This window comes from Streptomyces sp. Ru73, from assembly GCF_002920575.1.
In the GTDB taxonomy this organism is placed as follows: domain Bacteria; phylum Actinomycetota; class Actinomycetes; order Streptomycetales; family Streptomycetaceae; genus Streptomyces.
The window spans coordinates 39,651-54,744 of sequence record NZ_PQSQ01000026.1; the positions used below are offsets into that span (position 1 = coordinate 39,651).

The 15,094-nt window shown below is 73.8% G+C and carries 7 protein-coding genes and 1 pseudogene; 4 read left to right on the plus strand and 4 right to left on the minus strand.

All coding sequences use genetic code 11. From position 1 onward, the window contains the following. Positions 1-21: 21 nt before the first annotated feature. Together C3486_RS14435 and C3486_RS14440 are read right to left on the minus strand one after the other, a co-directional pair. On the minus strand, positions 22-2,997 hold the full coding sequence (locus tag C3486_RS14435) for a DUF5682 family protein (RefSeq protein ID WP_219822222.1): 2,976 nt from the start codon (positions 2,995-2,997) through the stop codon (positions 22-24). After that, entirely contained in the window at positions 2,994-4,136 is a 1,143-nt protein-coding gene (locus C3486_RS14440; RefSeq protein ID WP_374936869.1) for an AAA family ATPase, read from the minus strand. The genes C3486_RS14435 and C3486_RS14440 overlap by 4 nt, the downstream gene beginning before the upstream one ends. 168 nt (positions 4,137-4,304) lie before the next feature. On the opposite strand from C3486_RS14440, the gene C3486_RS14445 reads away from it, so the two are divergent. Both C3486_RS14445 and C3486_RS14450 read left to right on the plus strand, forming a co-directional pair. Beyond that, positions 4,305-5,834 carry an SWIM zinc finger family protein gene (locus C3486_RS14445; RefSeq protein WP_103833086.1) on the plus strand — a complete coding sequence of 510 codons (1,530 nt, stop codon included), beginning with the start codon at positions 4,305-4,307 and terminating at the stop codon, positions 5,832-5,834. 160 nt (positions 5,835-5,994) lie between these two features. Continuing rightward, positions 5,995-7,804: pseudogene (locus C3486_RS14450) on the plus strand (DUF5691 domain-containing protein); the annotation flags it as partial. Between the two features lie 260 nt (positions 7,805-8,064). Here C3486_RS14450 and C3486_RS14455 read toward each other — a convergent pair. Further along, positions 8,065-8,475 (minus strand): cobalamin B12-binding domain-containing protein, encoded by a 411-nt coding sequence (locus C3486_RS14455; RefSeq protein WP_103833087.1) that lies wholly within the window; start codon positions 8,473-8,475, stop codon positions 8,065-8,067. A gap of 554 nt (positions 8,476-9,029) precedes the next feature. Here C3486_RS14455 and C3486_RS38000 point away from each other — a divergent pair. Beyond that, a complete protein-coding gene (locus tag C3486_RS38000; protein WP_258052780.1) occupies positions 9,030-10,151 on the plus strand; it encodes an alpha/beta fold hydrolase in 1,122 nt (373 codons plus the stop codon). 273 nt (positions 10,152-10,424) lie between these two features. Beyond that, entirely contained in the window at positions 10,425-12,221 is a 1,797-nt protein-coding gene (locus C3486_RS14470; protein ID WP_103833088.1) for a M23 family metallopeptidase, read from the plus strand. A 70-nt stretch (positions 12,222-12,291) separates the two neighbouring features. On the opposite strand, the gene pcrA is transcribed toward C3486_RS14470, so the two are convergent. Then, the gene (gene pcrA / locus C3486_RS14475) at positions 12,292-14,781 is read right to left on the minus strand and encodes a DNA helicase PcrA (RefSeq protein WP_103833089.1); all 2,490 of its coding nucleotides are present in this window, start codon (positions 14,779-14,781) and stop codon (positions 12,292-12,294) included. Positions 14,782-15,094: the final 313 nt, after the last annotated feature.

A 15,094-nucleotide genomic window follows, 5' to 3' on the forward strand; every position in this document is an offset into this window, starting at 1 on the left:
CCCGTGTCTCGGCTTCCCTGGTCATTGCGCGTCCCCCGTTGATGTGGCGAGTGGTGTGGCGGTGCCGGCAACCGGCTCGGCGGTGGTGGTGGTGGCCGGGTCCGTGTTGTCAGTCGGCCGGGCGGTGGTGGCCGGCTCCGTGTTGTCGGCCGGCCCGGCGGTGGTGGCCGGTCCGGCGGCGGTGGCCTGCCCGACGGTGTTTGAGGGCGCGGCTGTGGTGGCCGGCTCGGCAGTGGTGTCGTGGCTCAGCAGGAGGCGCAGGGTCGGGAGGACGGCTGCGGCGCGGTCGCGATCGAGGCCCGGGCCGAAGCCGGGGGCCGCCGCCTCCTCGGTGCCGCCGTACGCCCCGGCACCCGCCGCCGTACCGCCGCCCGGCGCTCCCCCGGCGACCGGTCCGCGCCGGACCAACTCGCCCAGCGTGCGCCGCACCCCCGGCTCGAACTGCGAGAACGTCCGGCGCAGCAACGGCAGTACGTCCGTGAACGCCTCCCCCGTCACCCGCGTCAGCCAGCCGTCCACCAGGCCCAACAGCCGCTCGTCGTGGATCAGCAGCATCCCCCCGCCGCCGCCCCCGACGAACCCCTCGATCCAGGCCGCGGCGTCGGCCGGCGGCACCCCCGGCGAGAGCGCGAGCCCCATGAGCCGCTCGGCCCCGCCTCCGTCTCCCCCGGCCGGGCTTCCGTCGCCGCCCAGTGCACCGCCGTCCGACACACCGTCGTCCGACACACCGCCGCCCGGCGCAGCGCCGTCCAGCGCACCCTCGTCCACGAGAATCCGCGCCGCGCGGCCCCGTATGAGCCCCGGTATCGCCTCCCGCTCCGCAAGTACGCGCAGCACGGCGGTCCAGCGCTCCCGCAGACCGGAGGACGAGGGATTACCTGACGCGCCGTCACCGGCCGCCCCGGCAGGGCGCTCCGCGTGCGACAGCAACGCCACCGCCTGCTGCGTCGCATCGAGGTGCGTACGCATCTCCGCCGCACCCTCCGCGTCCAGCGAAGCGCACGCGGGCGGCAGGCCCACGAACACGCGCTCGGCCAGGCCGACGGCGACCTCGCGCAGCGCCGCCGCGTCCGTGCCGCGCACGTCGCCGTACCGCACCGACCTGACCAGCGCGGGCAGCGCCTGCGCGAGGTGCCCGACGTCGGCGTCGAGTGCGGCCCGGTCGGCCAGCACCCGCATCACCACCGGCAACGCGTCGGGCAGTTCGGCGAGCAGGCAGCGCTCCGCGAGCGCCGTGACGTCCGCGAGCGAGCCGGCGTCCGCGGCGTCGGACGCGGCCCGCGCCGTGGCGGCGGCGAGTACGGTCGTGCCCCAGATGCCCGCCTCCGCGACCCGCACCGACAGCTCCGGCTCCCAGCGCAGCCGCCAGGTCTCCCGGAACGTGCCCGTACTCGCACGGGCTTGGGCAGGCGTACCCCAGGGGACGTCCAGGAGCCGCAGCCGGTGCAGCAGCCGGCTGCGCGCGGCGTCGGTCTCCTTGCGCAGGTCGAGCTCCAGCTCGCGGTCCTTCGCCTCCGGCTTGAGGCGCAGGGACCGCTGGAGCCTGGCGATGTCGCGCTGGAGGGGCACGGCGGGCGCGGCCCGCGGCACCTCGCCGAGTACGTCGCCGACCACCAGACGGTCGTGGATCAGCGAGGCGGGGACGTCCGAACCGTCGCTCATCACGGCCCGCACCGCGTCCTGGGCCTCGGTGAGCCCGGCGAGCGGGCGGCCGCGCATCGCCGCGAGCGACTCGGCGAGCCGTACCGCCTCGATGACGTGCGCGGTGGAGACCGGGTAGTCCTCCTCCCGGAGCAGACCGGCGACCTTGGTCAGCCAGCGCTCCATCGGCCGGTCCGGGCTGGCGAAGAGGTGGCCGTACCAGCCGGGCGAGGCGATGCCCGCTCCGTAACCGCTGCTCCGCGAGAGCCTGCGGTGTGTCCAGGGCACCCAGGTGACCGACACCTTCGCCTTCGGCAGGCCCTTGAGGAGGGCCCGGTCGGCGGTGACGGTCGTACGGCGGGCGAGCGCCGGCACGTGCCACGCGCCGCAGACGACCGCGATGTCGTCGCCGAACTCCCGCCGCGCCTCGCGCAGTCGCAGCCGCATGTGCGCTTCGCGCACGGCGTCCCGGTCCTGTGCTCCGTCACCCTCGCGGCCCGAGCCACTCTCGTGGCCGGTGCCGCCGCCTTTCCCGCCGTCGGTGTGCTCCTCCCGCAGCGCCGCCATCGCCTCGCCCAGCGCCTCGAACGGCGCCAGCGTGTCGCCGGTACCGGCACCGGCACTGGCACCGGCACCGGTACTGCCGGTACCGCCCGCACCGCGGTGCTCGACGGCGTCCTCCCACCAGCGCTCCGCGTCGTCGTAACCGGCCGCCGCCGCGAGCACCCCGATCGGATCGACCCGTGCGTCGAGCTCCCGGCCCCGGCCGCCCGGCTCCCCGGAAGCTCCCGACTCCCCGCGAGCTCCCGGCTTCCTGGCCGCGTCCGGCCCGTCACCCGCCACCGAGTTCCCCTCCGGGCCGCCCTCCGCCCGCGGGTTCCCCTCCGGATTGGCTCCCGCCTCCCGGCTCTCCTCCGGATTGGCTCCCGCACCCGGGTCGGCTTCCGCGCCCGGGCCCGGTCCCGCTTCCGCCGCCGCCACGGAGTCCGTCCCCGCGAGGGAATGGGCCGCCGGGAGGTCGATGAAGCGGACCGGGACGCCGCGTCGTACGGCCCACTGAAGGGCCACCCACTCCGGGGAGAACTCCGCCATCGGCCAGAACGCCGCGCGTCCCGGGTCGTCGGCCACGTGCGCGAGCAGCGCGACCGGCGGCCGCATCTCCTCGTCGGCGGCCAGCGCCACCAGCGCGTCCGCCTCCGGCGGGCCCTCGATGAGCAGTGCCTTCGGCTCGTACTGCGCCAGGGCGGCGGCGACCGCGCGGGCCGAACCGGGCCCGTGGTGCCGCACCCCGAGCAGCCACGGCCCGTCCGTCCGGCGCGCCCCCGTGCCGCGCTCCCCCGTATCGCGCTCCGTCATGCGCTCACCTCCCGGCAGGCGCGGTAGAAGTCCTTCCAGCCGTCGCGCTCACGGACGACCGACTCCAGGTACTCCTGCCAGATCACGCGGTCGGCCGCCGGGTCGCGGACGACCGCGCCGAGGATGCCCGCCGCCACGTCCGCAGGGCGCAGCACCCCGTCACCGAAGTGCGTGGCCAGCGCCAGCCCGTTGGTGACGACCGAGATCGCCTCCGCCGTGGAGAGCGTCCCCGAGGGCGACTTGAGCTTCGTACGCCCGTCCGCCGTCAGGCCGTCCCGCAGCTCCCGGAAGACCGTGACGACCCGGCGGATCTCGTCCATGCCGTCCGGGGCGGCCGGCAGGTCCAGCGAGCGGCCGATCTGCTCGACGCGGCGCGTGACGATGTCGACCTCTTCGTCCGGCGTGGCCGGCAGCGGCAGCACAACGGTGTTGAAGCGGCGGCGCAGCGCGCTGGACAGCTCGTTGACCCCGCGGTCACGGTCGTTGGCGGTGGCGATGAGGTTGAACCCGCGTACGGCCTGCACTTCCTGGCCCAGCTCCGGTATCGGCAGCGTCTTCTCCGACAGCACCGTGATCAGCGTGTCCTGCACGTCCGCCGGGATGCGCGTCAGCTCCTCGACCCGCGCGGTCATGCCCTGCGCCATCGCCCGCATCACAGGGCTCGGCACCAGCGCGTCCCGGCTGGGGCCGTGCGCGAGCAGCTGCGCGTAGTTCCACCCGTACCGGATGGCCTCCTCCGGCGTGCCGGCCGTGCCCTGCACCAGCAGCGTGGAGTCGCCGCTGACCGCCGCCGCCAGGTGCTCCGACACCCAGGTCTTGGCCGTGCCGGGCACGCCGAGGAGCAGCAGCGCGCGGTCCGTCGCGAGGGTGGTGACCGCCACCTCGACGATGCGGCGCGGGCCGACGTACTTCGGCGTGATGACCGTCCCGTCGGGGAGCGTCCCGCCGAGCAGATACGACGCCACGGCCCACGGCGAGAGGCGCCAGCGCTCCGGTCGCGGACGGTCGTCCGCGGCCGCCAGTGCGGACAGCTCATTTGCGAATGCATCTTCCGCGTGCGGCCGCAGGGCCGCCCCGGCACCCGCCGCGGACCCGGCCTCCGCCACCGTCCCGCGCCCGCTCCCCGCGCCGTTCTCCATGCTCGCACCAGACATGACTCCCCCTCGCCCCAGGCCGTCCGGCCCGCACCCCGCAACCCGCGGGCCGCTTGCGGATTCCAGACTGCACCATGCCACTGACAATCGACCTTGCCGTGACAAACCTGCAGGTCAGAGCGATTGTCAGTGGCGGGGTCTAGCGTTTTCGGCATGCTGGGAACGGACGGGGAAAAGACCCCGAAACCCCGAGCGCAGGGGGAACGCTGGACGACCGACCAGGTGCTGGCGGTGGCGCCCGACGAGGCGTCGCGCAAGGCCGGCGGAAAGCTCGCGACGCCCGGACCGTGGACCGAGACGGGCGCGGGCGACGGAGCCGTATGGGGCGTGTGCAAAGGGAGCGGCAGCACTCCGTACCGGACGATGGCAGACACGACGGGACCGGCTTTCCAGTGCAGCTGCCCGAGCCGGAAGTTCCCGTGCAAGCACGCACTGGGACTGCTGTTGCTGTGGGCGGGAGAAGACGGTGCCGAGGGGGACACCGGGGCCGCGGTGCCGGCCGGTGAGCCGCCGCGCTGGGTGGCCGAGTGGCTGTCCGGGCGGCGTGAGCACCGCGAGGACCGGCCCGGCAAGGGGGACAAGGACGGGGGCAAGGGGGACAAGGGCAGCAAGGGGCTGGCCGATCCGGCGGCGGCGCGCCGGCGGGCGGAGCGGCGGGCCCAGCGGATCGGCGCGGGCGCCGAGGAGTTGGAGCGGCGCCTCGCCGACCTGCTGCGGTCGGGACTGGCCTCGGCGGACCGCGCGGGGTACGGCAGCTGGGACGAGACGGCGGCCCGCATGGTGGACGCACAGGCGCCAGGACTCGCCGCGCGAGTAAGGGAGTTGGGGTCCATCCCCGGCTCCGGGGCCGACTGGCCGTCCCGGCTGCTGGAGGAGTGCGCGCTGCTCCACCTTCTCGACGAGGGGTTCCTCGGTATCGAGCGGCTTCCGGGGCCGCTGGCGGCCACGATCCGCTCGCGAGTGGGCCTGCCGGCCGACACGTCCGGCACCGACGAAGGCGCCACGCCAGAGGGCACGCCCGACGCCATGCGAGAGGGCGCAGGAGAAGGGGCCACGCTCGGCTCCGTCGGCGGCGCCCGGGAGCGCACCGTCCGGGACCGGTGGCTGGTGCTGGCACAGCAGGACCGCGAGGAGGGCCCGCAGGGGAAGCTCACCACGCGACGCATATGGATGAGGGGCGAGCGGACGGGCCGCATGGCGCTGCACCTGTCCTACGCGGGCCCCGGGCGGACGCACGAACTCGCCCTGCCGCCGGGGCTCGTCCTGGACGCCGACCTGACGTACCACCCCGGGGCGCGCCCGCTGCGCGTCACCCTGGGCGAGCGGTACGCACCGGCCGTTCCGGGCGGCGTGCCGGCCGGGTGCGGCACGGACGCCGCGCTCGCCGCGTACGGGGACGCGCTGCGGGACGATCCCTGGCTGGAGTCCTGGCCGGTGGTGCTCGCCGACGTCGTACCGATACCGGCCCGGCCGCCCGCGCCCGGGCGGCCGGGCACCGGCTGGCAACTGGCCGACGCCGAGGGCGAGTCGGCCCTGCCGGTGGATCCGCGCTGCGCGCACGGTCCGGGTCTGTGGCAGCTCACCGCGATATCCGGCGGCGGCCCCGTCACCGTCTTCGGCGAGTGCGGACACCGCGGCTTCGTCCCCCTGACGACCTGGGACCCGGCCCCGGTGCCCCTCTGAACAGGCGGATGAACGGGGGGACGAACGGGAGGGGAACGCACGGGGGGATGAACAGGCGGGACGGGGGAGCAAGGCGCCACCACAGAGCGGCGCAGCAACGCCTACGCGCACAGCAACGCATACGGACAGGCAAGCGGCCAGCGGGAGGGGAACGAGAGCCGTGAGTGACGTAAGAGGAGTGAGTGGGCAGTCCGCCCCGTGGGGGGAGCTGGTCAGCGCCGCGCTGCTCGGGACGGAGCGGCGTACGCCGGACGTACCGGTGCGTGCGGGGCAGGAGCCAGCCGCCGCGCTGCTGGACGCGGCCGCGGTGAGCACGGTACGGCGACGGGCCGGCCTGCGCCCGGCCCCCGCGGCGGAGCGGCCGTCCCCGGCGCCGCCGGACCCGCGGCCTGAGCTGCCGGACGCGGCCCGGCGCAGGCTGGCGCTACTGCTGGCCGACCGCGGCGGGGGCGCCGGCAGCCGGCGGGGCGCGGCTCCCGACCTGACCGAGCTGCTGCCGCAGTGGCTGGCCGTGGCCGGGGAGCGGGGGTACCGCGCACCCGCCGCGCTGCTGCCGGCGCTGCTGGACGCGGCCCGGGCCCGTACGGACCTGCGGCCCGCCGCGCTGGAGCTGGCCGGGCCGCGCGCGCTGTGGCTGGCCCGGCTGAACGACGACTGGAAGTTCGCGCTGCGCGGCATCGGCGGCGCGGCGGCGATACCGGCCCGGCGGGACCCGGAGGCGAGCCGGCGCCTGTGGGAGGAGGGACTGTTCGCCGAGCGGGTGGCGCTGTTGTCGGCGACCCGGCGGCTCGACCCGGCGGCGGGCCTGGCGCTGCTCGCGAGTACGTGGTCCACCGAGCGGGCCGAGGACCGGCTGATGTTCCTGGACTCGCTCCGGGAGGGCCTGTCGTCCGCCGACGAGCCGTTCCTGGAGAAGGCGCTGTCCGACCGGAGCCGGAACGTCCGGGCGACGGCCGCCGAACTGCTCTCGGCCCTCCCCGTCTCGGCGCTGGCGTCCCGTATGGCGGAGCGCGCGGCGGCCTGCCTGCGCCTCGAGACGGCGGAGCCGGCATCGGAGGACGGCTCGGGAGCGGGCGGAGGCGCCGGGCCGGACACCGGGGAGACCGCGCCCGGCCCGCACGACCCGGCTCTCGCACACGACCCGGTCTCGGTGCCCGCCCCGGCCCGCGTACCCGACGCGGCCCCCGTTCACGAACCGGCCCTCGTGCCCGGCCCGGTCCTCGTCGTAGAGGCGCCGCGGGTGTGTGACGCGGGGATGGAACGGGACGGCGTGGTGGCGAAGGCTCCGGCCGGACGCGGCGAACGGGCCTGGTGGCTGGCGCAGTTGCTGGAGGCGGCACCGGCTGGGGGTGTGGCCGGAGCGGCTGGGCGGCCGGAGCCCGGCGGAGATCGTGGCGCTGCCCGTGGCCGACGGGCGGCGTACGGAGGTGCACGACGCCTGGTGCCGGGCGGCGGTGCGGCAGCGCGACGCGGCCTGGGCCCGCGCCCTGCTCGGCTCTCCGCACGCGGCAGCCGGGCTGACCGCCGCCGCGCCGAGCCCCCTTCCCCTGAACACCGCCGCACCGGGCGCGGAGGCCGGTTCGTCGCGGGACACGGCGAAGCTGCTCGGGGTGCTGCCGGAGGAAGAACGCGCGGCGTGGGTCGCGGAGTTCATCGCGGCGCACGGGCTGTCGGACGCGTTCCGGCTGCTGGGGGTGTGTGCCGTGCCGTGGGCCGAGCCGCTCGGCACGGCGGTGGTGGACGCGCTGGACATCGCGCGGGACGCCGGGAGTTACCCGTGGAGCTTCAGCGGGGTGATGGGGCTCGCCGAGCGGTGCCTGGACCCGGCTGCCGCCGACCGGCTCGACCGGCTCACGGCCCGGGGTGACGAGCCGGAGGACGGCTCGCCCGGCGCGGACGGTTACTGGTCCGAGGCCTTCCAGCGCCTCGTGGGCACGCTCCGGCTCCGCGCCACGATGCTCGCCGAACTCGCCCCGCAGGCGGCGCAGTCCGCCGCCACGGAAGCCGAATCATGAGCCCCCGCGCAGCACCGCAAGCCCCACCGATCCGCCCCGCACCGCACACCCCCCGGTCGCCCCGCGCAGCATCCCGGGCCGACCGTTCGCCCTGCGCAACACCACAAGCCGCCCGATCGTCCCGCGCAGCACCGCAGGCCATCCGCCCGCCCCGCGCAGCGCTGCGGGCCCGGTCGCATCGACGTGCGGCACCGGGCCCGGTGTGGGAGTCGTCGTCAGGCGGTCAGCTGGCGGACGTTGGCGTTCACCCATTCGACGATGGAGGCCGTCGTGGCGCCGGGGGTGAAGATCTCCGCGACGCCCTGCTCCTTGAGCGGCGGGATGTCGGCCTCGGGGATGATGCCGCCGCCGAAGACCTTGATGTCCTCCGCGTCGCGCTCCTTGAGCAGCTCGATCACGCGCGCGAAGAGCGTGTTGTGCGCGCCCGAGAGGATCGACAGGCCGATGGCGTCGGCGTCCTCCTGGATCGCGGTGTCGACGATCTGCTCCGGGGTCTGGTGGAGCCCGGTGTAGATGACCTCCATGCCGGCGTCGCGCAGCGCCCGTGCGATGACCTTGGCACCACGGTCGTGGCCGTCGAGCCCCGGCTTGGCCACCACCACGCGGATCGGACCGGTCACACCCATCACTGCCTCCAAGCCAAGAGCGGCACCTGCCTTGACCAGTGCCGTCGAGCCGACAACCGAATGCGCGGCCGCCCGGGCGGCCGCCAGCGTGAACGAACGTTATCTCCAGCATCGCGTACGGAACCGTTTCGCGACATGGAGGGAGGGGGAAATCACACGTGGGACACGTTCGCTACGCGCCGTACGCCGCATCACCTCCCGCCGCCGCGAGGCGGCGGGGGCGTCTGCGGGCGGCGCACGGGAGCCGAAGCAGGTCGTCGCACCGCCGCGTCGTGAGCCGCGCGGCACGGAGGTGCGCACTCCGGGTACGTACAGGCCCTACGCACACGCACGGTGTGCGGGGAACAGGTACCGCGTCGCGTACGGACAGGACGTACGACAGACGCAGCAGCAGCGGGGAAGCCCGCCGGCGAAGATCGTCGGCGGTCCGTAGCGGTACCTCGACGTCACAGGCGAGCACGGTGTACGGGGACCGTGTACGCACCCAACGGCTCCCCACGAGGGCATGACGGGGGACAGAGGCGTCCTCCGCATGCCGTTCGGGAGGTCGGCCGATGAAGGCCTTGCCCTTTCTCTGCTGTCTGATCCGCCCCTCCGCCGCGATGCTGCGCGTCACGGTGTGGGAGCTGGCGGTTCTCGCCGGACACCTGTTGCTCTACCCCACGGGTGTCTCGCAGGAGCAGGCCGCGGCCGCCGCGGCCCGCGCCCGCGCGGCGGCCGACACCACCGCCGATGCCCTCACCGGCACCACAGGAACGACCGAGACCGCTGGAAGCACGGGGACCACCGGCAGCGCCGGGACCACGGGCACCGCCGACACCACCAACACCGCCGACACCGCCGACGGCTCCGCCCGGACCCGCGCCGACGCGGACTCGACGGGCAGGGGCGGGCCCGCAAGCAGAGGTGACGCCGGGACCGCCGGGAAGAGAGGCGGCGCCGGGGCGGCAGCGGCCGGGACGGACCGGCTGCCGGCGCCCGCCCTGCTGCCGACCGAGGGCCGGTCGCACCCGCCCGTGCTCCTGCTGCACGGCTTCATCGACAACCGCTCCGTCTTCGTCCTGCTGCGCCGCTCGCTGCGCCGGCACGGCTGGCGGCACCTGGAGGCGCTCAACTACTCCCCTCTCACGTGCGACATACGCAAGGCCGCCGAGCTGCTGGGCCGCCACGTGGAGGACGTCTGCGCGCGCACCGGCCACCGGCGCATCGACCTCGTCGGCCACAGCCTCGGCGGGCTGATCGCCCGGTACTACGTCCAGCGGCTGGGCGGTGACGCACGTATCCGGACACTGGTCACGCTCGGCACTCCGCACGGCGGCACCCGGCTCGCCGCGCTGCTGCCCGCGCACCCGCTCGTGCGGCAGATGCGGACGGATTCCGACGTGATCAAGGAGCTGGCACGCCCTGCGCCGAATTGCCGGACGCATTTCGTCTGCTTCTGGAGCGATCTCGATCAGATGATGGTTCCGGCCGAGACGGCGCGGATCGACCATCCCGATCTACGGACCAGGAACATCCATGTCTCCGGTGTCGGACATCTCGCCTTTCCGGTGAACGGCGTGGTCGCCGCCGGTATTCGCGAGGCGCTGGCGTCGCCGGACCCGACGAATCCGGCACAGCCGGGCAGCTCCGGCCCGCCGGAGGAGACCGCCCCGGGCCAGGCGTCCGTCGCCTGACCCGGCCGTCCGGAAGAGGCAGTCACCCCTCGGGAACGGCGTCCGACCCCTCGGAAGCGGCGTCCGGTTCCCTGCGCTCAACCCGGCCACTAAGCCAATTGATCTCGAACATTCGTCGAACACGCCGCCAAGAACGCGTCTGTCGTCCTCCGAAAGACGGCCAAATGCCCGGTTGGGAAGGGCCCGAAACCTGCGGAAGATTGTCGCCGTCGCATACCGCCGGGTACAGTCGCCGCTAATTCTCCTGCTGCCGAGGCGAAAGAGAAGTTGGTGGTGAACGACCGTCACCCGTCGGGGAACCAAGACCCGACCGGCTCCGCTGCTGACGCCTCGTACGGGTCCCATCCCGGATACGAGCCGCACGGGCAGCAGGACGCCCAGCTCGGTTACCCCGCGTACGACGGGTACACCACCGGTGCGTACGACACGGGCGCGTATGCCTCCGGTGCGTACGACCCGACCCTGTACGAGGCGTCCGCCTACGACACCGGCAGCTACGGCACGGTGGCCTACGACGGCGGTACGACGCAGGGCGGCGGAGCGTACGACTCCGGCAGCTACGACCTGAGCGGTGCGTACGACCCGAACGCGATGCACGACACCGGTACGTACGCCACCGGCTACGGGACCGGTTCCTACGACCCCTATGCGTACGGGGCGTACGACAGCACCGGTACGTACGACACCGGGTCCTACGACCTGGGCGGGGCGCAGGACACCGGCGCGTACGACGTCACCGGTGCGTACGACACGACCGGCGGGTACGAGACCGCCGGGTCCTACGAGCCGTCCGGTGCGTACGACGGGTACGGACAGCAGGACCCCGGCGCCGCCACCGGGCAGTGGGACAGCAGCGCCTGGTCCGGCGCCGAGGGCCACGAGGCGGCCTACCAGGGCGCGGAGTTCGAAGCGGGCCTCGAGGCGGGCGCCGGGGCGGGCCAGGGGGCCACCCACTTCGGAACCGGCCCCTTCGATTCCGGCCAGTTCGACACGGGGCAGTTCGAGTCCGGACAGTTCGACGCCGGGCACGTCACCACCGGGCAGTTCGACACCGAGACCTTCGACGCCGGGCAGTTCGAGACCGCGCAGTTCGAGCCGCCGCACTTCGAGGCCGACGCCGAGTCCACCGCCGTCTTCCCGGCCGACGAGCTCGCCGCGGCCGGTCACGACGGGACGCCCGCCGACGGCGGCGCCCCCGACGACGACATCCACTCCGCCGCCACCGCGATCATCCCCACGCCCACCCTCTCCCCCGAGGGCGCTCCCGGCGGACGCGCCGGGGCCGCTTCCGGCGGCCGGCGGGCAGCGCGGCGTGAGGCGCACGGCAGCGGCGGCGGCAGGGGCCGGCGGCGCCCGGCGAAGAAGTCCGCGCTGCTGACCGTCGCCGTGCCGTCCGTGGCCGCCATGGGCGTGTGCGCGGTGGCCGCCGCCTCCGTCTCCGGCGCGACCGACAAGGACGAGGACACCGCCGTACAGGCCGCGTCCGACGCCTCGGCCGTGAAGCCGTCGGCCGCGAACAACAAGCTGGACTCCCAGCTGTCGAACCTCAGCGCCGACGCCAACGACTTCGCCGACCGTGCCAGCCGTACGCAGGAACGTCTCGACCTGCAGGCCCGGGCGGCCGCCGAGAAGAAGCGCAAGGCCGAGGAGGCCGCGCGCAAGGAGGCGCTCCGGCCGAAGTTCGCGCTGCCGGTGAAGCAGCACGGGCTGAGCGCGCTCTTCGGACAGGCCGGCGTCAACTGGATGTCGCTGCACTCCGGGATCGACTTCCCGGTCAGCTACGGCACGCCCGTGATGGCCGCGACCGACGGCACCGTCGTCACCAAGTGGAACCCCGCCTACGGCAACATGGTGGAGATCACCGCGCCCGACGGCACCGAGACCTGGTACTGCCACCTGAGCAGCGCCAAGATCCGCTCGGGCACGGTCAAGGCCGGCGACGTGATCGCGTACTCCGGCAACTCCGGCAACTCCACAGGCCCCCACCTGCACTTCGAGGTGCACCCGGGCGGCGGTGACGCGATAGACCCGCTCCCCTGGCTGCGCTCCAAGGGCCTCGACCCCAACTGAGCGACGCGCACGCGCATACGCCGGTGGCCCGGAACCCCGCAGGGTCCGGGCCACCGGCGTATGCGTACGGCTACAGCTTCTCCACCGGTGCGTACCGCAGCAGCAGCCGCTTCGGCTTCTCGCCGCCGAAGTCGATCGTCGCCTCGGCGTTGTCACCGCTGCCCTTGACGCCGACGACCGTGCCGAGCCCGAAGCTGTCGTGCGTGACGCGGTCGCCGATGGCCAGCGAGACCACCTGCCGGTCCTTCGCCCGCCGGGTCGCGAAGCCGCTCGGCCCCGCCTTGCTCCGCGAGGAGCCGGACGAGGACCCGAAGCCGCCGCCGGACAGGCCGGACGAGAGCCCGCCCATGGAGGCGGACGGCGTCGCCGGGCCGGTCCGCTTCCACTCGACGTACTGGTCGGGGATCTCCTCCAGGAAGCGGGACGGCGGGTTGTACTGCGGCTGGCCCCAGGCGCTGCGCATCGTGGAGCGGGTGAGGTAGAGCCGCTCCTGGGCGCGGGTGATGCCGACGTACGCCAGCCGCCGCTCCTCCTCCAGCTCCTTGGTCTGGCCGAGCGCGCGCATGTGCGGGAAGACGCCGTCCTCCATGCCGGTCAGGAAGACGGTCGGGAACTCCAGGCCCTTGGCGGTGTGCAGGGTCATGAGCGTGATGACGCCCGTGCCCTCCTCGTCCTCTTCGGGGATCTGGTCGGAGTCGGCGACCAGCGCGACCTGCTCCAGGAAGTCGGAGAGCGTCCCGGGACCCGGGGCGGCATCCCCCGATGTCTCCGTCGTCTCGGCACGGTCCTGCTCGAATTCGAGGGCGACCGCGGCGAGCTCCTGGAGGTTCTCGATGCGGGTCTCGTCCTGCGGGTCCGTGGACGCCTGGAGCTCGGCCAGGTAGCCCGTGCGCTCCAGGACCGCCTCCAGGACGGTGGCGGGCCCCGCGCCGGACTCCACGACGGTCCGCAGCTCCTCCATGAGCGTGTTGAAGCGCTTGACGGCGTTCGCGGAGCGGGCCGCCATGCCGTACGCCTCGTCGACGCGGCGCAGCGCCTGCGGGAAGGTGATCTTCTCGCGCAGCGCGAGCGCCTCGATCATGGCCTCGGCGCGGTCGCCGATGCCGCGCTTGGGGACGTTCAGGATGCGGCGCAGCGGGACGGCGTCCTCGGGGTTGGCCAGCACGCGCAGGTACGCGAGGACGTCCCGGACCTCCTTGCGCTCGTAGAAGCGCACGCCGCCGACGACCTTGTACGGCAGGCCGACCCGGATGAAGACCTCTTCGAAGACACGGGACTGGGCGTTGGTGCGGTAGAAGATCGCGACGTCGCCGGCCCGGGTCTCGCCCGCGTCCGTGAGCCGGTCGATCTCGTCGGCGACGAACTGCGCCTCGTCGTGCTCGGTGTCGGCGACATAGCCGGTGATCTTGGGGCCGGTGCCGGCGTCCGTCCAGAGGTTCTTCGGGCGGCGGTTCTCGTTGCACTCGATGACGGCGTTGGCGGCCGAGAGGATCGTCTGCGTGGAGCGGTAGTTCTGCTCCAGCAGGATCGTCGTGGCGTTCGGATAGTCCTCCTCGAACTGGAGGATGTTCCGGATGGTGGCGCCGCGGAAGGCGTAGATCGACTGGTCGGCGTCGCCGACGACGCACAGCTCCGCGGCGGGCACCTCGGGCGTCCCGGGGCCGACCAGCTCGCGCACGAGGGTGTACTGCGCGTGGTTGGTGTCCTGGTACTCGTCGACCAGGACGTGCCGGAAGCGGCGGCGGTAGTGGTCCGCGACGTCCGGGAACGCCTGGAGCAGGTTCACCGTCGTCATGATGATGTCGTCGAAGTCCAGCGCGTTGGCCTCGCGCAGCCGCGCCTGGTACATCGCGTACGCCTCGGCCAGCGTCTTCTCGAAGCCGTCGGCGGCCGTCGCGGCGAAGTCCTCGTGATCGATGAGCTCGTTCTTGAGGTTCGAGATCTTCGCGCTGAACGACTTGGGCGGGAAGCGCTTCGGGTCGAGGTCCAGATCACGGCAGACCAGGGCCATCAGACGCTTGGAGTCGGCCGCGTCGTAGATCGAGAACGACGACGTGAAGCCCAGCTTCTTGGACTCGCGGCGGAGGATGCGCACGCAGGCGCTGTGGAAGGTGGAGACCCACATGGCGTTGGCACGCGGGCCGACCAGCTCCTCCACGCGCTCCTTCATCTCGCCGGCCGCCTTGTTGGTGAAGGTGATCGCGAGGATCTGGCCGGGGTGGACGTGGCGCGTGCCGAGGAGGTGCGCGATGCGGTGCGTGAGGACGCGGGTCTTGCCGGAGCCGGCGCCGGCGACGATGAGCAGCGGCGAGCCCGTGTGCACGACGGCGGCCTTCTGCTGGTCGTTCAGCCCCTCCAGCAGCGCGGCCGGGTCGACCGCCGGGCGAGCGGCGCCGTCGCGGTAGTACGCGTCCCTCGGCGCGGGCGCGTCGTAGCGGCCGCCGAAGAGGTCGTGCGGCACCTCCTCCGCTGCCGGACGGTCTTCGTCCTCGGGAGGCGGCGGCTCCTCGTCCTTGGGCTCGAGGTCCGCCAGGAAGCTGTCGTCAAAGAGGCTGCTCATCGCCCACCGAGTCTAGGCCGCCCCACCGACAACCCGGCCCCGGCCGCGAAAATCCGGGGCAAGGACACACCCGGCGCCCGTGCCCTGGCGACCGCGCAGGGTAGTGCACGCGGCATCCGGTCACGGACGGACAACGACACCGGACTTTCCGTGGTCGAAGCCGGTCCCACATCGGCGCGGACACGATCAGGTCACGAAAAGATTGCGGGCAAATCGAACATCAGCCTTCACAGAAGTCACACGAGTTGGCTACGGTGCCGACCGGGCAGCCCGCCCCACCGCCCGGCGACAGCGCCGGCACGGGCCGCCCCGC